Raw genomic sequence first — 14,219 nt, forward strand, 5'->3', positions numbered from 1 at the left:
GGGCCGTGTCGGAGCAGATCGCTGCGTTCCTGCGCGAGGGCATCCTGAACGGCGACTACCCGCCTGGCAGCAAGCTGCCGTCCAGCCGGAAGTTGACGGAGATGTTCGGCGCGGCTGCACAGACGATCCGTAACGCCGTGACGACCCTGGAGAAGGAAGGGCTCGCCACCGCAGTGCACGGATCCGGGGTGATCGTCCGGCCGCATCGCCAGCGGACGATGACGCCAGCCGCGTACAAGACCCCGGCACCACTGGGCGAGAAGTACCAGTGGCTGAGCGAGAACGAGAAGCGGGGCTTCGCATCAAAGGCCAAGCTGCTGGACGTCGAGGAAGTCGCCCCGCCTGCCGCCGTGCGCGATAGCTTCGGTCTTGACGAAGGCGAGACCGTCCTGCGTCGCCGCCAGGTCCTCAGCCTTGACGGCGAGCCATGCGAACTGGTCGAGGTCTACATCCCGATGAGCCTGGCGCGGGGCACCAAGTTGATGAACCGCCATCTACTCCGGGGAGGCTCAGGGCGGGTTCTGGAAGACCTTGGCTACCCCACCATCCGTTGCGTCGACAAGGTCTCTTCGCGACTCCCCACGCGGGAGCAGTACGCGGCCTTGAAGATGCCGACCAAGCTGCCCGTTCTGCGCACCTACCGCACGACGTACAGCACCGACGGACGCCCGGTCCAGGTCGAGATCATGGCGAAGGCGGGCCACATGTACGAGCTTCAGTACGAGTTCTAGGGATGAGAACTGTGCCCCCGACCTGCGAGGTCGGGGGCACAGTCGTGATCGGGAGCGCACGGGGGCTAGTCAACTCCTCAACACACCTCCTACAGTTGGGTACGCGAGAGTGGCCCCGGTCACACTGCACCACCGTGAGGAGCGTCATGCCTGAAGCGTCTGCGCCCACCGCGCTCTACCGCCTGTACTCCACCCACCAACTAGAGGGCCTCCCGGCCGCCATCGACGGCCTGCACCCGGAGCGCCTGCACTCGTGGCACTACCTCGGCACCGCAGGCAGCTGCCCCAACGGCGGCCCCGGGATTTCCTACCGCCCCTTCGACTTCGAGTCGGACAACTGTGTGGCTCTTGAGCGAGTCGTCCGCTGGGGCGCCCCCGAAGCGCCTGTTCCGACGGCCCTGTACCGCCTCTGCGACAGGGTCGGGAGGTTGCTGTACGTAGGGGTCACCGACAATCCTGATCGGCGCTGGCCGCAGCACGCTGCCGACAAGGCCTGGTGGCCCACCGTCACCGACTTGTCGATCAAGTGGTACCCCAGTCGCGATTGCGCTCTGACCGCAGAGGCGGATGCGATTCGCGCGGAGCACCCGGTCCACAACGTCCAGCACAACGACCAGAAGCCCTAGCCCCGCTCGTTTCCGGCCGTCTCCCCCGCCCTCGCCTTCATGATCCGCGATGGCGTGGGGTCGCGGGCAGGGTGCACTAATCCAAACTCCCGCCCTCCATGGGCGGGCGCAGTCCCCACGGGCTGCTTGCACAGCGCACGGCGGCGCGGGGACGGCCTCCGCGCCGGCACGGCAACGCGAAGGGATTCAGGCATGGACCTGAACAAGCTCGCCGTTCTGCGCGGCGATGAAGAGAACAGCCAGGGTGAAACCGGCTCTGGTAGCGACGGTCAGGAAGGCAACCCGTCGCAGGGTTGCGGCGACAACTGACCTGAGCCGCAAGTGATCAACGGGTCCCCGTCCTAGTGTGTGGGCGGGGACCCCACACCAGGAGGCAGACATGGGCCAGATGCTCAATGGAGACTCGCGTGTTCACCTGGCGCCGTTCACGGTGTCCTGGCCTGACGGCCAGTGCGTGCTGGCCTACGCGCGGCAGGGCGGGATGGCGATCGTCGCGGCGGTGCAGGTGCCGGAGGTGCCGTATGGGGCGCCGTCGTTGTGGGATGTGGCGGCCCGGCATCTGCCGACGAATCTCACCGACGAGAACGAGGGCTACGGGCGTTGGCTGCTGTGCGCCGGCTGGGGCCTGTCGGTCATGCCGGATCCGCGCGGTCTGGATCTGTCCGGTGAGGCGTGGACGGTGAACGTCGCCAAGTCGGTGACGCTGAAGGCCCCGGCTTACGGCTCGGACGGCCTGCACGTCGGGTACTTGTGGTTCGACAATCCGGCGGTGAATGCGAAGGCGCAGGGCCTGCTCGGCGCCTCCGTGTAGGTTTCGGGCCGCCTCGTGACGCGGCCTGCCGCACCTCCAACTCAGCGCACTAACAAGTGCGCTGACCTGTGGAAACGCATCGATGTGGGGGGGGTGTGCCTGCTCATCGGGCGCCTACAGTCCCTCTGAAACACGAAACGGCCGGGGTGCGTCAACACCCCGGCCGGTGCGACCAGCGAGCGTCAACTCGCTGACCTGTAGAGATCCAACGGCGTAGAAGGAGAGCTCTGTCATGAGCTTAGCCGCAAGCCTGTCCCCCGACCATCTGATGTCGGCCCCGCTCCCCGACCTGCTGGTCGAGCTGGATGCGGAGCTGTACGACTCGTCGATCACGGACCGAACGTTCTTCGGCTGCGCGATCCAGCGCCGCGACGGTCATGTCGCGCTGGCGATGCCGCCCGGCCGGGATGAGGTAGAGCGGGACACGATCGCCCGGATGCTGCTCGGGAAGTTGCTGGGGATCCAGATGGCGCCGCTGCCCCGAGGGCTGTCGGCAGCCGTGACAGCAGGCTAGTCCCCCAAGTCGTCCCCGGTCCTTTCGTGGTCGGGGCTGCACAGCGCACGGCGGAGATGGTGACCGCGACGAGGGCGGGGATCATGGGGCCTCCTGCGGGTCGGTTTCGTCGGCCCACGCGACCAGCTGCTGACCGATGCGGCGGGCTTGCGCTGGGTTGATCACCACGGCGGGGTCGTCGCTGCGGCTGTCGATGTGGAGGCGTAGCCACGGCCAGGGGGTGTCGTCGTTGGGCTGGTCGTCGCGGCCGTCGCGGGTGATGTGGGACGGAATGAGCGCCAGGCCGATCACCCCGCCGCGCCGGTCGTCTTCGTCGGGCAGGATGTGCGAGCCCTGGTAGATCCACGGGGCGCCCAAGTCTTCGGGGTCGCCGTCGCCGCCGAGGCCTTCGATCGTGGCGTAGATACTCACGGCGCCTCCTTCGGCCCGTTGATCGCGGCTTCGATCGTGTCGGCGTAGTGGTCGGCGAGGCCGTGGGGCGAGCACCAGGTCCGCATGTCGGCGGCCAGGGCGCGGACGCGGACTATGGCGGCCTGGTCCTTGGCTGCCTGTTCGGCGAGGGCGATGTGGGCACGCTTGAGGGCCGCATGCCGAGCCCGGAGCCGCTCCAGTTCCTGGTCGCGGACGTCGAGGATCGCGTCAGCTTCCCCGAAGTGATGCCTGCTGGGAATGTCGTTGCGGCTGAGGCCGTGCTCGTAGTCGTAGCGGTGGAGCGCCTTGGCGATCTGCTGGCGGAGGCTGGCGGACGGCGCTGTGGCGATCTGGACAGGCGTCCCGTCGGCCATCATCCGGTCGATGTCCTGCTTGGCCAGGTCCGTGTCGTCAGGCGCGGGGGCGGCGAAGTCCGTCAGCATGGCGCCGAGCTGGACGGCACCCTCGCGGTCCACCGTGATGCCGCCCGCGGTCTCGCTCCCGTCGGGTTCGGTCCAGGGGATGCGCACGGTCCGGCCGCCGTCATCGCTGTCGATGGTCTCCGCCCACGGGCTTAGGCGGGGAGCCTTGGGAGGGTCGCCCCCGTCGTGATCCGTCTCGCTGCCGGGCTGGTGGGCGGCGCAGTTGTGGCGGCAGCCGTAGCAGGGGCAGCGGCACGGGTTCGGCTTGAGTTCACGGCCGGGGCAGCTCGCGTACCGGGCGGCAAGCTCCTCGGCGTGGTCGCTTTGGGGGCCCTTTGGGGCGGGGCTTGCACTTTTGGGCGCCCTCAAAGGGGAAGAGTCGGTCGTCTCGGGGCGGTTGCTTGCCGATTCGGCTCGGATGGGGTGCTGGCAGCCGTCGATGTGGCCGCAAGAGCAGTCCATCCAGGCGGGAAGCGCGCAGCCGCTCTCGGGCTCCGGGTTGTTTGGTTCGGTTTCCTGCCTGCTGGCCGAACAACTTGGGCCCGCGCCGCAGTCGATCCGATCAATGCTGGTCGGCGGATTGTCCGCTGTGCCGCCGGGTGCGACGCCGCGCCACAGGTCAGCCGTCGCCGGGCATATCGCATCATGCAGGGGCGGGTTGGGGCAGGCGCACGGCGGCGGCTCGTCAGCCCAGTGGTCGGGCCGGACCGGCTCCCAGTCGCCGTAGGTCACGCGGCGGCGGATGACCCTCGGGCCCATGTCGCCGGGGATCAGCATGGAGCCGGGACCATCCGGATGCGCGCCGAGGACTGTACGGAACTCCCATTCGGGCACGGGAGTGCAAGGCAGCAGGGTCTTGTCGACGGACTCGGGCTGGTCGGTCACTGGTTCGTCCCCTCGGCGGCATGGAGAGCGGCGGCCGTGGCGGCCCACATGCTGGCCATGGCCACGGCGCGCTGCTGTCCTGCGTCGGCTCGCTTGACTGAGTCCCAGTGCTGGTCGGTGACCGTGCGGGGAGCTGACGGGTTGCGGGCGAACCGGTCGGCCTTGCTCCGGTAGTTGTCGGCAGTCTTGGCGGCTGTTTCGGCGGTGACTGCCCAGTTGGCTGCGCGGCGGGCTGCTTCCGCGCTGTCGATGGTGAGGTGCTCGTCGTTCACGTCGTCTCGTCTTTCGGGTCGTGGCATTCGCACAGGCATTGGGCCGGGCCGCCGGTACAGCGGTCGGTGGCCGCGCTGTCCTGGTGGCGGCCGATCTGGCATTCGTAGGAGTAGTAGGCGCGGGCACCGATCCGGATGGCCCGCGCGAGACCGTTGGGGGTGATCTGTTCACGGGCCGCTTCCCGCTCCGGCGCCGCGAGGGGCAGGGTGATCACGGGCGGGCCTGGTCGGTCCGCGCGAGGGCGTGTTCGATCTGCCCGATGGCGGCGGTGACTTGGGCATGCAGCGGCGAGTGCATGACCGTCGTCGAGCAGTGCAGGGCAGCGTTCATTTCGGCGTGCGCTGCGAGATGCGTCTGCGCGCCGATGAGGGCGAGGCGGGCTTTCTCCAGTTCGCGCCGCAGGTCGGTGATCACGGGGTCAGTCATCGGGCACTCCTGTCGCTGAAGGTCACCGGCGTGGCGGGTGCCGGGATAGGCGCCGCGCGCACGGTGTCGGCTGGGTCGTGGCAGGCACACAGGCAGCCACCGACGCCGTCCGTGCAGCCGCCCTGCTGGCCCACGTGGCGGCCGTTGACGCAGGGGAGGCTGCGGTGGGCGGCCCGCGCCCGCTGCTGGGCACGCTCGATCGCGTCGACAGTCAGCCGGTCACGCAGCGCGGCACGGGCGGCGGTGGCGCGGGGCAGGGTGGTCATGACTGCCTCCCACCGGCAGTGCGGTGGATCAGGTCGAACTGCTGCTCGCCGGGCAGCTGATCGAGGAACTGGGCGTCGCCGTAGCGCGCCGCCTTGTCGGTGAGTGCGTCGCCTTCGGTGGCCCCGTCGAGGCGGGCCCAGCTGGCCGTGCACCAGGGTTCGTCGTCGAAGCGATGCAGGCGGCCGTGGCTGAAGCACCAGGCGTACTGGATGGTCACAGGGTTTCCTCGGGGAGTCGCAGGTCGGTGATGTGGTCGGGCCAGTCGCGGTACACGGGCCGGCGAGTGACGGGCCAGGGCCCGCCCTTGGCGCCGAGGTGGAAGCAGTAGCCGGGGACGTAGTAGCTCTCGGGCGGCTGGTCGCCGGGGTGGTCGAGGTCGAGGAACGGCTGCCCGAACTCGTCGAGCGGCGCGGGCGCGCCCGGGTCGTAGCAGGCTTCGTGGCTGCACTCGTCGTAGCTGCTCGACCAGTCACAGCGGGCCGGGAAGCGGCAGGACGGTGGGCGGTCAGGCATCGGCCTCCTCGACGGTGAAGCCGATGACGATCGCGTCGTCGGCAACCGTGAACCGCAGCGCGTCGTCGCTCAGCGGCTCGCCCTCGGCGATCCCGCGCTGCTCCCGGTACGCCAAGTCGGCCGCCGCCCAGGCCTTGCCGACCTCTGCTGCTGCCGCGCCCCAGGGTTCGGCGGCCGGGACGATCCACTCCCAGCGGGTGGAGGTGACCGTGCGGGTCGTGTACGTGGCCATCAGGACGCCTCCCTGATCGGGTACTGGTCTTCGTCGGGCAGCCGGATGTCGCCCAGCCCGAACTCGCTCTCGCGCAGCGCCACAGCCACTGCATGCGCGCGGGAGTGGACCCCCAGGGCCCGGTAGGCGGCGGCGAGGATGCTGCTCACCGTGTCCGGGCTGATCCACAGCCAGCGGCCGATGTCCGCGTTCGTGTTGCCGTTCGCGGCAAGCAGCAGCACCTCCCGCTGCCGGGCCGTCAGGCGGCGGCCGGACCGGGGCGAGGAGCCGGTCACCGGACTGCTCCCGCCGCGCGCCGGCCGGGCCTGCGGGCCGGGTCCGGCTCCGGAACGGTGATCGCGCTGAGGCTGATCAGCCGCAGCCTGAGTGCGACGGCCACGGCCTGGGTCCTGTCGGCGACGCCGAGGCGGCGGCAGGTCCACCGCATCTGCGTTTTGACCGTGGAGAGCGTGCAGCCCATCACCCTGGCGATCTGCTTGTCGCTGTATCCGTTGGCGGCGAGGGTCAGCATTTCGACACGCTTTGGGGTGAGGAGCGGCCGGTTGCGGATGGCGGGCCGCGTGTCGGTGCCGTTCATGCCTGCCCCCTGGTCCGGTCGCGGGCGGTGATGATGCGGCCGGCGGGGTCGAGGTGGCCGTCGGCGGTGGCGAGCATCCGCAGGGCACGGGCGAGGACGGTGGGCGGGTTTTCGCCGCGGTAGCAGCGGCGCAGGATCTCCGCAGACTTGGCGTCGAGGGTGACGGTCATCGGGCGGGGCGGGGGCGGGGTGCTCATCACTGCACCTCCGCATGGACGTTGGTCCAGGTCTGGCCGTTGGCCGTGGTGTGGATGTCGTGGCGGCCCTGGGTGACGCAGCGTTCGACTGGGGCGTTACCGAGCGGGAGTAGCCCGGCGCTGCACTTCCCCACGACTCCGGCCCGCGCCGCGATCTTCTCCAGCTTCGCGGCGAACACGGCCTCGGGGTCGTCACTGATCGTGGCGAGGCTGACGGCCGCCGTGACGATCACGTCGCACAGTTCGGCCTCGACATCAGCTCGCGTGTGGGAGACGCCTTTGCGGGGGTTCTGGCCGCGCCAGCCGATGTACGCCGCTGCCGCCTCCCCCGCCTCCTCGGCGATCTTCAGGAAGCGCATGGCCATCTCGTGATCGCCACGGCCGTTCTCGCGGTCCAGCCAGTCGCACAGGCCACGGATCGTCGGCCAAAGGCCGGTGCTCATCGGGTCTCCTGACGGGTGTCGAGGTCGTGGATCCAGGCCTGGACTACTGCGGCGCTCTGCACGAGCCCGGCGCGAATCTCGGCCGGGTCGGTTGCGGCGAGCGTGGCGTAGACCGCTTCCAGGGCGAGGCTCGTCCAGTCCTGGCGCGGGTCGTCATCGCGGGGATCGAACACCCCGCCGTTAATCACGTGGTAGTTGGCTGCGTACCTGGCGAACATGGTGCGGGCGTCGCGCTGCACCTCAGCGCCCCCGGACATGTCCGGGTAGCGCTCCTCACCCCGCTCGACGATCTGCCGCTGCCGTTCGGCGTCGACCTCGGCCATGTGCCGTGCCAGGCCGGGGGTGTCAGGCAGCTGGCGGCCCATGTACGCGGCGACGTCGGCAAGGACCTGCGCGGCCAGTTCGCTCGCCCAGTCGGCGGTGCCGAGGCGAATCGGGGTATCACGGATCGCCGTCTCGATGACTGCGGCAAGGGGCTTCAGGGCAGCCAGATCGGCGGCGGACGGGGCGGTCTCGGTCATCGGGGGCTCCATTCGGGGCAGTGGGTTACGGGCGTGTGGTCGTCGGGCAGTGGGATTCCGGCAGTGCAGCTGGGGTTGTCGGGGCCGAGTGATCCCCAGTTGCAGCCGGGCGTGCAGCCACAGGCGTCGCCGCCCGGGTCGAAGTGGATGCAGGTTTTGCAGGCGCGGACGGCCGGGTTGTGCCAGCAGCGGCCGATGTGGGCGGCTGTCGCAGCCTGCTTGGCGCGGGTGCGGGAACAGTGCGGGCAGGCGAAGCGCGTCACACGCACCGCCACCGGGCCCAGCGGAGTGGGCGTCACGCCGCCTCCCCGAGGATCTGGCGGGCCACGGCGAGGGCGGCGGACCAGCTGTTGTGGTTGGAGTGATCCATCGGCCCGTCGGCGGCGCCAGCGGCGAATCCACCGGCCTCGGTCACCTCGATCGCAGTGCGCTCCAGTAGCCGAGCCAGCGCGGTCCCGACGCCGGGGTGCATGGTGGCGATGTAGTCGGCGTTCGCGGTGTCGCACTCGGCTCGCTGCTCACTGGCCTGCGGCTCCCACGTCGCGATGGCGTAGGTCCACTCGCTGATGGGGTGGAGCTCGCCGTCGCGGTAGCCGTCGAGGTGATATTGCTGATCGCGCCAAGTGGTCTCCCACGGGCCACTGTCGGCCTGGAAGGCGAGCCGGCGGAGCTTCTGGGCGGCAGCTTTCAGCGTCTCGGCGGTCGTGCGCTCGGAGGCGGGGGTTTCGGTCATCGCTGCACCCCCGCAATGACGCGGGCCGCGTCGTCGTCGTGGGCGTGGCCGTTGTCGTGCGCCCATTCGGCGACGTCCATCGGCCAGCGCAGATCCTGGTAGCCGATCACGACACGGGGGCCGTCCTGGCGGACCGTGTGCACGGTGTCGCCGGGCCGGGTCGCCTCGACGACGACGGCCGCGGCGGATTCGGGGCTGATGCAGGTGAGTTGGGTCTCGGGCATGGGGTGCTCCTTCGGGTCGGGTGCCGCCCCGGTCGTGTTCCGGGGCGGCGGGGGTTGTCAGGCGCGGCGGCGGGCTTCGCGGTCGCGGTGGAATGCGGTCCGGTCGCGGTGCACACGGCCGTCCTTGAGTCGGCTGCCGCGGGTGTCCAGGCACGGCGCGCCGGGCACGCAGCGGCAGCGGGGGCAGGTCACGACGAGGGCGGGATTGTGGATCGTCGGCTCACGACGGGCCATCAGGTCCTCCACAGGGTGAGTTGATCGTCGGGGGCGGGGAGTTCGGTCTGCCCGTCGACGGGCGGTGGGGCGGCGGCTGGGGTACGGAGCCGGGGCGCTGTGCGCCCGCCTGCGGCCCGGAAACAGCGCGGACCCGCTCCTCTAGCGACAGAGGCTGGATCGCGCAGCAGACGCCCACAGGAGCCGCAGCGCGGGGCGGTCACCGGCCCTCCCCCGCCGCGTCGGCACACTCGGGCCCGCAGAAGCAGTGCTCACCCTCGTCATGAGCCAGCCGAGCGTCGGTGCAGGGTGTGTCCGAGCCGGGACTGTGGATCCAGCCCGGGTCGCCCGGCCCGGTCCACCGTTCGATGCGGTCGCCGCAGATGCAGCGCGGGCTGGCAGCAGGGGTGGATCGCTGCTGCTGCGCCTCGTCGGCCAGGCGGCGGAGCTGGGCGTCGGCGGCGTCCCGCAGCTGACGAAGCGCTTCAACGGTCAGCCCGACGTCAACGGCCCACACCTGGGTGTCCAGATAGGTCACCTCGGGGAGGTGCACGAGGAAGCCATCGCCGTCCACGGTGACCCGCGGCTGCTCCGCGCCACCGGCGGCCCGCTCAGCGGGCGGCTGCATGCCGGGGAGGGCGAGGATCGCGTCGGCGTGCCGCTGGTAGTCGTGCGGCTCCAGATGCTCGTAGTTGAAGCCGTCCGCCTCGGCAAGAGCGCGGCGGATCTGCTCACGGCGGGCGGCATCGTCGGCCTGCGGGTCGTGCAGCCGTGCCTCGGCGGCCAGCCACTCCGGCCAGCCGTCCGGGCCGTTTTTGAAGTGGTGCAACATCTCCTTCTCGGGCTGTACGCGCTCACCCCCGCGCATCCAGTAGCCGGTCACCGTCGCGTCGACGAAGGCGGGCTGGACACCCAGGGGCGCCAGGTAGCGGATCTCGACGAACGTCGGGGCAAGGGTGATGTCGGGCGCGTTGTAGACCTCGACGGGGACCTCAGGGGCGTCGGCCACGCGGTAGCGGATCTTGAGGCATCGCGGGGTGCGGATGGTCATCTGCGCTCCTTGATCGATGTGGTGGGATGGGTGGCACGGGCTGCCCCGATACGAGCGGGGCAGCCCGTCCTGCTGGGGTCAGGGCATTTCGGGGCAGGCGACGGTGCGGCAGCCTTCGTGCAGGTAGCAGCCGTGGACGCAGCGCGGCCGGTTGTAGTCCGGCTCCTCGTCTCGACGTGGGGCGCGACGGACGGATGCGGTGGGCCGCTTGTGCCAGCCCGACGGCTCGTCCTGCGTCTCCGGGTCCCAGGCGGCCACAGCAGCCGTCACGGCCTCCGGGTCGCGCGGAAAGCACCAGGCGTGGTCGTAGCCCCAACTGTCGGTCTCGTCCCGGGGAATCGCGATCAGCCGGATATTGAAGCCCTGCCACAGCCACACGAACCGGTGCGTGCCGTCGGCGGCCAGCTCGTAGCCCTGCCAGTGGTCATCCCAGACCGGGGCGGCATGGTGGATGGCCATCACGAGCTCCATCCGAGGAGGCGGAACTCGGTGCCGCGCTGCTCCAGGTCTGCCTTCGACTCGGCCATCTCGCTGGCCCACACAAGCCGGATGACCGCATCGGACGGCGGCGACGTGCGGTACTCGCCGTACAGGAAGCCCGCATCGTCGACGAACACAGCGTCGTGGTCATCCGACGGCCGCGCTGCCAGCGGGGCGATCCCGGCCTCGACAGCTGCACGCAGCCAGACGGCGGCCTCGTGGGTGGACTGCTCGCGTTCTGCGTCGGTGAGGTTGCCCCAGGCGGGCAGGTAGTTGATGCCTTCGTGGGCGATGCGCTGGCGGGCCTCGGCAAGCTTCTGGATGCGGGGGTCGGTGTACGGGCGGTCGGTCATCGGGTTCCTCCAGAGGTCGAAATGCCGGTTATGCGGTTCGAGTTGACGGCGGGACGGGTGGCGAGGGTCAGAAACGGGGCTAGGAGCGCCTGGGAGGCACCGGGTGGACGCGAGGGGCCTCGGAGGGCTGCACGGGCCTCCAGGACGCTCCTGTGGGCGCTGGACGGGGCCGCGCGGGGTCGAGGGAAGCCCGCGCTAGCCGAGCGCGCCATTGATCTCCTCACCAATGCCCTCAACGAGCGCGGCACGCATCTCGTCCGGCATGCCGGGCTCAAACGCGAAGTGGATGCGGGCGATCGGCTTGGCGTCGGCGTTGACGGTGATCGAGTGCTCTTCGGGCTCCAGCCCGTCGGCGCCGAGGTCGATCGCCCATGTGGACACGTCGGCGGCACCGTTGATCAGGTCGTGGATCTTCCCCCGCGCGTCGTCGAACTGTTCCTCGCTGAGTTCATCCCAGCGGGGCGTGCCGGGCGGCGGCATGAGGTCGCCGCGCTCGGGGTCGACAACCTCGTACCGGACGTACCGGCCGTCCATCTGCTCGCCAACGCCCACGAAGTCGGGGTCCCAAGCGGAGATGGCGTGCTGGTGTGCGGCTTCGGCACGGAGATCTTCGTCGGTGTACGGGCGGTCAGGCATGGATTCCTCCAAGGGGCGAAATGCCGGAAACATGGGCAATACGGGTGGGATAGACAGGTCTGGCGCCGCCGGGGCGCGGCGGTCGATGGGTCAGGCGGCTTCTCCGTCGATGACCCGCAGTCGCGGCTTGCCCATACCGCGGCCTTCGAGCTGATCCAGCTCAGCCACGAGGGCGGCAACGTGCGCGGCCTGCTCGGCGGCAGTCCACGGCCGCACCGACCGCGTGGGCCGAGGGGCGGGCTGGGCGTCGCCGAACGTGCCGGTCGGCAACTCCTCGGCCAGCAGGCGCTCCAGGGGCGTCATGAGGCCACCCCCGGCATCCGGGCAACGAAGCAGGCGTCACAGTGCCGGTCGCCGCACGGCTCGCCCGCAGCGTGCGCGGTCTCGATACGCCGGAACTCGGCACGGATCTCTGGGGACTTGATGATGTTTCCGGCGATCCAGAAGGCGAGCTTCCAGCTGTCGACGCTGGTGTTGATCTCCTGGGCCAGGAGGTGCCGAAGCCTGTCGTCGACGGGCGGGTAGGTCGTCATGCCGCCGCCCCCTCGGCCTCGACGTACCGGCGGGCGTGCACGGTCTCCCGGGCCCGTCCGTCTTCGTGGCACGGCACCGTCGGCGTGACCTGGCAGGTCGGGCAGCAGGCCGTCGACTCGGCCCAGGCGGACCGGCGCTGGGGGTGCAGGCTCCCGCCGGTCAGGCTGCGGCCGGTCGCGCGGACGATGCACGGCTTGTGTGCCGGAACCCGGCAGTACGGGCAGGCGACGGAACGCTCGGGCGGCTGACCGGCACGCAACTGGTGCCGCAGACCGTCGGGCATGGGGGCTTGGGATCGGGTCACTGGATCCTCCTCAGGTCGGTGCAGGGCTTGCAGTGGCAGAGCTGGCCCGGGTCCTCGCGGAGCCGGTCACGGTGCTCGGTCGCGACGACGTACTCGCGGTAGGCGGTCAGCGCCGCATCCCACTCGGCAGACCACTCCGCCGGCGGCGGATCCGGCGGGCGGGTACCGGCCGGCCAGGCGCCGGGCTTGTAGCCGGGCGGGGGCGGCGGCTTGACGGCTGGCGGGGATGCGCGGCGGGCGTTGCCGTCGCGGATCTGCTGGCGCATGAACGCCTTCAAGTCGCCCTGCTGCCGCATCTCCCGGATGTCATCCCGCTCGACGTCACTCACCGAACGGCTCCACATCGGCTACGGAAACGCTCAGGACCCGCGCATCAATGGGGGCGACCATCACGTCATGGCCGCGGTCGGTGCGCACCCGGTACGCGCCGGGTCGCTCACACCTGGCTCCGGCTTCTTCGATCTGCTCAACGGAGGCGGTGCCGGACTGGTCGGTCTCGTAAAAGCACACGCCACACGGCCAGTTGGCGACGACGAAGCCGAGATCCTGACGGTGCCGCCCCCGGCTGGGCCAGGTGATCCAGACGCGGGTTCCGACGGGCAGTACCGGCATAGCGACGGCGGACTTCATCACGCCACCCCGAGCCTGCGGTCGTTGCCGCCGATGACGACGACGGTGGTCGTCTGTGCGAGCCGCGAGGTGATGCGCGCGCCGAGCTGGTCGTGAAGGTCGGTGCCCCGCTTCGCGCCGTCTCTGTCGCGCGAGTCGACGGGCAGGTTGCTGGTGATGATCAGCGGGCGGCATTCGTTGTAGCGCTCGTTGAGGAGCCGGTAAGTGGCTTCTTCGGTGAACTCGCTGATCTTTTCGGTGCCGAGGTCGTCGATGAGCAGCAGCGGTATCCGCATGAGGCGCCGCACTTCGTACTCGGGTCCGTGGTCGCTGCCGCCGGGTCGCATGAGGGCGTACATGTCGGGCGCGGTGAGGGCGATCACCTCGTACCGGTCGGGTCCGGTCTCGGCGATGCGCCGAAGCGCGCCGTATGCCTCATGCGTTTTGCCGGTGCCGAAGGGGCCGGTGAGAAACAGGATTCCGGCGGTGCGCGGGTCCTCGACTGCACGGTCCGCCCAAGCGGTCACCTGCGGATGGGCGGCGACGGCCTGCTGGTAGCGGTACGGGGTCGCGGTCTTCCAGCGGCTGACGGCCAGGCCGATCCGCTGGCGGCGGTGGTACTCGGGGTGGCCGGGCTCGTCGGGGGTTGGGCTGTCGTCGATGGGGCCGGCGGTGATGTGGCCGAGGCCGCGGGCTTCGAGCATCCGCTGGAATCGCTGCATGACGGCCTCACTCGCCAGAGGCTTGGGTTCGGGCATGGCTGTGGAATCCGTTCTCGTAGACGGAGAGGTCCTCGGGGGGCTGGTAGTTCTGGTGGCCTTTGCCGCCGACAGGGCGGAGGTTGGGCTTGCCGCTGGGTTCGGGCGCGAACTTGTCCTCGTAGCGGCGGTCGTGCAGCCAGTTGGCGGAGAGCTTGACGAACTGGTACGGCTGGCCAGCCACTTCCTTGGCGTAGGACACGGCGGCGGCTGTGATCTTCTTCGGGTCGACGCCGCTCGCGACAGCGGCCTTCCACTCGGCGAACGTCTTGTCTGGGTCCTTGCTCTTGGGATGCAGCAGCCAGAAGTTGCCGTACTCCTTCATGTCCGCGGCGGTGAGACCGGCAGCGGCAGCAGAAGAGTCTTTCGGTTCAGTCTTTAGGTTCTTCTTTTGGTTTGGGTGACGTCCACGTCGCCCCTCCCGCGACGTGGACGTCACCCCATCCGCGACCTGGACGTCACCCGTGACGACCAC

Annotated in this window: 33 protein-coding genes; 4 read left to right on the plus strand and 29 right to left on the minus strand. The window is 70.1% G+C overall.

Translation table 11 applies throughout. The features are described from left to right. The first annotated feature begins 5 nt into the window (after positions 1-5). The 4 genes from ACFWA7_RS20075 to ACFWA7_RS20090 all read left to right on the plus strand — a co-directional run bounded on the left by ACFWA7_RS20075 (position 6) and on the right by ACFWA7_RS20090 (position 2,682). On the plus strand, positions 6-731 hold the full coding sequence (locus ACFWA7_RS20075; RefSeq protein WP_385824292.1) for a GntR family transcriptional regulator: 726 nt from the start codon (positions 6-8) through the stop codon (positions 729-731). 146 nt (positions 732-877) lie between these two features. Further along, positions 878-1,357 (plus strand): GIY-YIG nuclease family protein, encoded by a 480-nt coding sequence (locus ACFWA7_RS20080; RefSeq protein WP_385824294.1) that lies wholly within the window; start codon positions 878-880, stop codon positions 1,355-1,357. 379 nt (positions 1,358-1,736) lie between these two features. Next, positions 1,737-2,168, plus strand: a complete 432-nt coding sequence (locus ACFWA7_RS20085; RefSeq protein ID WP_385824296.1) for a hypothetical protein — start codon at positions 1,737-1,739, stop codon at positions 2,166-2,168. 232 nt (positions 2,169-2,400) lie between these two features. After that, a complete protein-coding gene (locus tag ACFWA7_RS20090) occupies positions 2,401-2,682 on the plus strand; it encodes a hypothetical protein (RefSeq protein WP_385824298.1) in 282 nt (93 codons plus the stop codon). Positions 2,683-2,763: 81 nt separating this feature from the next. Here ACFWA7_RS20090 and ACFWA7_RS20095 read toward each other — a convergent pair whose 3' ends face one another. The 29 genes from ACFWA7_RS20095 to ACFWA7_RS20235 form a co-directional block, all read right to left on the minus strand. Further along, the gene (locus tag ACFWA7_RS20095) at positions 2,764-3,093 is read right to left on the minus strand and encodes a hypothetical protein (protein ID WP_385824300.1); all 330 of its coding nucleotides are present in this window, start codon (positions 3,091-3,093) and stop codon (positions 2,764-2,766) included. Next, positions 3,090-3,623, minus strand: coding sequence for a hypothetical protein (locus ACFWA7_RS20100; RefSeq protein WP_385824302.1), 534 nt, complete (start codon positions 3,621-3,623; stop codon positions 3,090-3,092). The genes ACFWA7_RS20095 and ACFWA7_RS20100 overlap by 4 nt, the downstream gene beginning before the upstream one ends. Before the next feature lie 773 nt (positions 3,624-4,396). Beyond that, positions 4,397-4,672: a hypothetical protein gene (locus ACFWA7_RS20105; RefSeq protein ID WP_385824304.1), complete on the minus strand. Its 276-nt coding sequence runs from the start codon at positions 4,670-4,672 to the stop codon at positions 4,397-4,399. Further along, positions 4,669-4,887, minus strand: coding sequence for a hypothetical protein (locus ACFWA7_RS20110; protein ID WP_385824306.1), 219 nt, complete (start codon positions 4,885-4,887; stop codon positions 4,669-4,671). The genes ACFWA7_RS20105 and ACFWA7_RS20110 overlap by 4 nt, the downstream gene beginning before the upstream one ends. Beyond that, positions 4,884-5,099 carry a hypothetical protein gene (locus ACFWA7_RS20115; protein WP_385824308.1) on the minus strand — a complete coding sequence of 72 codons (216 nt, stop codon included), beginning with the start codon at positions 5,097-5,099 and terminating at the stop codon, positions 4,884-4,886. The genes ACFWA7_RS20110 and ACFWA7_RS20115 overlap by 4 nt, the downstream gene beginning before the upstream one ends. After that, complete coding sequence (locus ACFWA7_RS20120; RefSeq protein WP_385824310.1) at positions 5,096-5,365, minus strand: hypothetical protein; 270 nt, start codon at positions 5,363-5,365, stop codon at positions 5,096-5,098. Before ACFWA7_RS20120 ends, ACFWA7_RS20115 begins: the two co-directional genes overlap by 4 nt. After that, complete coding sequence (locus tag ACFWA7_RS20125) at positions 5,362-5,583, minus strand: hypothetical protein (protein WP_385824312.1); 222 nt, start codon at positions 5,581-5,583, stop codon at positions 5,362-5,364. The genes ACFWA7_RS20120 and ACFWA7_RS20125 overlap by 4 nt, the downstream gene beginning before the upstream one ends. Further along, on the minus strand, positions 5,580-5,879 hold the full coding sequence (locus tag ACFWA7_RS20130) for a hypothetical protein (protein ID WP_385824315.1): 300 nt from the start codon (positions 5,877-5,879) through the stop codon (positions 5,580-5,582). Before ACFWA7_RS20130 ends, ACFWA7_RS20125 begins: the two co-directional genes overlap by 4 nt. Beyond that, positions 5,872-6,111: a hypothetical protein gene (locus ACFWA7_RS20135; protein ID WP_385824316.1), complete on the minus strand. Its 240-nt coding sequence runs from the start codon at positions 6,109-6,111 to the stop codon at positions 5,872-5,874. The genes ACFWA7_RS20130 and ACFWA7_RS20135 overlap by 8 nt, the downstream gene beginning before the upstream one ends. Continuing rightward, the gene (locus ACFWA7_RS20140; RefSeq protein WP_385824318.1) at positions 6,111-6,386 is read right to left on the minus strand and encodes a helix-turn-helix transcriptional regulator; all 276 of its coding nucleotides are present in this window, start codon (positions 6,384-6,386) and stop codon (positions 6,111-6,113) included. Before ACFWA7_RS20140 ends, ACFWA7_RS20135 begins: the two co-directional genes overlap by 1 nt. Then, a complete protein-coding gene (locus ACFWA7_RS20145; RefSeq protein ID WP_385824320.1) occupies positions 6,383-6,688 on the minus strand; it encodes a LuxR C-terminal-related transcriptional regulator in 306 nt (101 codons plus the stop codon). The genes ACFWA7_RS20140 and ACFWA7_RS20145 overlap by 4 nt, the downstream gene beginning before the upstream one ends. Next, entirely contained in the window at positions 6,685-6,885 is a 201-nt protein-coding gene (locus ACFWA7_RS20150) for a hypothetical protein (protein WP_385824322.1), read from the minus strand. Before ACFWA7_RS20150 ends, ACFWA7_RS20145 begins: the two co-directional genes overlap by 4 nt. Beyond that, entirely contained in the window at positions 6,885-7,328 is a 444-nt protein-coding gene (locus ACFWA7_RS20155; RefSeq protein WP_385824324.1) for a MazG-like family protein, read from the minus strand. Before ACFWA7_RS20155 ends, ACFWA7_RS20150 begins: the two co-directional genes overlap by 1 nt. Further along, positions 7,325-7,849 (minus strand): NUDIX hydrolase, encoded by a 525-nt coding sequence (locus ACFWA7_RS20160; RefSeq protein WP_385824326.1) that lies wholly within the window; start codon positions 7,847-7,849, stop codon positions 7,325-7,327. The genes ACFWA7_RS20155 and ACFWA7_RS20160 overlap by 4 nt, the downstream gene beginning before the upstream one ends. Before the next feature lie 295 nt (positions 7,850-8,144). Next, a complete protein-coding gene (locus ACFWA7_RS20165; protein WP_385824328.1) occupies positions 8,145-8,582 on the minus strand; it encodes a hypothetical protein in 438 nt (145 codons plus the stop codon). Beyond that, positions 8,579-8,806: a hypothetical protein gene (locus ACFWA7_RS20170; protein ID WP_385824330.1), complete on the minus strand. Its 228-nt coding sequence runs from the start codon at positions 8,804-8,806 to the stop codon at positions 8,579-8,581. Before ACFWA7_RS20170 ends, ACFWA7_RS20165 begins: the two co-directional genes overlap by 4 nt. Before the next feature lie 57 nt (positions 8,807-8,863). Beyond that, positions 8,864-9,040 carry a hypothetical protein gene (locus tag ACFWA7_RS20175; RefSeq protein ID WP_385824332.1) on the minus strand — a complete coding sequence of 59 codons (177 nt, stop codon included), beginning with the start codon at positions 9,038-9,040 and terminating at the stop codon, positions 8,864-8,866. Further along, positions 9,040-9,270, minus strand: coding sequence for a DUF6011 domain-containing protein (locus ACFWA7_RS20180; RefSeq protein ID WP_385824334.1), 231 nt, complete (start codon positions 9,268-9,270; stop codon positions 9,040-9,042). The genes ACFWA7_RS20175 and ACFWA7_RS20180 overlap by 1 nt, the downstream gene beginning before the upstream one ends. Continuing rightward, complete coding sequence (locus tag ACFWA7_RS20185) at positions 9,240-10,070, minus strand: hypothetical protein (RefSeq protein ID WP_385824336.1); 831 nt, start codon at positions 10,068-10,070, stop codon at positions 9,240-9,242. The genes ACFWA7_RS20180 and ACFWA7_RS20185 overlap by 31 nt, the downstream gene beginning before the upstream one ends. Before the next feature lie 78 nt (positions 10,071-10,148). Further along, complete coding sequence (locus ACFWA7_RS20190; protein ID WP_385824338.1) at positions 10,149-10,529, minus strand: hypothetical protein; 381 nt, start codon at positions 10,527-10,529, stop codon at positions 10,149-10,151. After that, entirely contained in the window at positions 10,529-10,903 is a 375-nt protein-coding gene (locus ACFWA7_RS20195; RefSeq protein ID WP_385824340.1) for a hypothetical protein, read from the minus strand. The genes ACFWA7_RS20190 and ACFWA7_RS20195 overlap by 1 nt, the downstream gene beginning before the upstream one ends. 195 nt (positions 10,904-11,098) lie before the next feature. After that, positions 11,099-11,539 carry a hypothetical protein gene (locus tag ACFWA7_RS20200; protein ID WP_385824342.1) on the minus strand — a complete coding sequence of 147 codons (441 nt, stop codon included), beginning with the start codon at positions 11,537-11,539 and terminating at the stop codon, positions 11,099-11,101. Positions 11,540-11,629: 90 nt separating this feature from the next. Further along, positions 11,630-11,842, minus strand: coding sequence for a hypothetical protein (locus ACFWA7_RS20205; RefSeq protein WP_385824344.1), 213 nt, complete (start codon positions 11,840-11,842; stop codon positions 11,630-11,632). Continuing rightward, a complete protein-coding gene (locus ACFWA7_RS20210; protein ID WP_385824347.1) occupies positions 11,839-12,072 on the minus strand; it encodes a hypothetical protein in 234 nt (77 codons plus the stop codon). The genes ACFWA7_RS20205 and ACFWA7_RS20210 overlap by 4 nt, the downstream gene beginning before the upstream one ends. Continuing rightward, positions 12,069-12,377 carry a hypothetical protein gene (locus ACFWA7_RS20215; RefSeq protein ID WP_385824349.1) on the minus strand — a complete coding sequence of 103 codons (309 nt, stop codon included), beginning with the start codon at positions 12,375-12,377 and terminating at the stop codon, positions 12,069-12,071. Before ACFWA7_RS20215 ends, ACFWA7_RS20210 begins: the two co-directional genes overlap by 4 nt. Continuing rightward, the gene (locus tag ACFWA7_RS20220) at positions 12,374-12,706 is read right to left on the minus strand and encodes a hypothetical protein (RefSeq protein WP_385824351.1); all 333 of its coding nucleotides are present in this window, start codon (positions 12,704-12,706) and stop codon (positions 12,374-12,376) included. The genes ACFWA7_RS20215 and ACFWA7_RS20220 overlap by 4 nt, the downstream gene beginning before the upstream one ends. Next, positions 12,699-13,007 carry a hypothetical protein gene (locus ACFWA7_RS20225; protein ID WP_385824353.1) on the minus strand — a complete coding sequence of 103 codons (309 nt, stop codon included), beginning with the start codon at positions 13,005-13,007 and terminating at the stop codon, positions 12,699-12,701. The genes ACFWA7_RS20220 and ACFWA7_RS20225 overlap by 8 nt, the downstream gene beginning before the upstream one ends. Next, the gene (locus ACFWA7_RS20230; RefSeq protein WP_385824355.1) at positions 13,007-13,708 is read right to left on the minus strand and encodes an ATP-binding protein; all 702 of its coding nucleotides are present in this window, start codon (positions 13,706-13,708) and stop codon (positions 13,007-13,009) included. Before ACFWA7_RS20230 ends, ACFWA7_RS20225 begins: the two co-directional genes overlap by 1 nt. 7 nt (positions 13,709-13,715) lie before the next feature. Next, a partial coding sequence (locus ACFWA7_RS20235; protein WP_385824357.1) for a hypothetical protein occupies positions 13,716-14,219 on the minus strand: 504 nt, incomplete at its 5' end.

Source organism: Streptomyces sp. NPDC059994 (assembly GCF_042737755.1).
Lineage (GTDB): Bacteria > Actinomycetota > Actinomycetes > Streptomycetales > Streptomycetaceae > Streptomyces.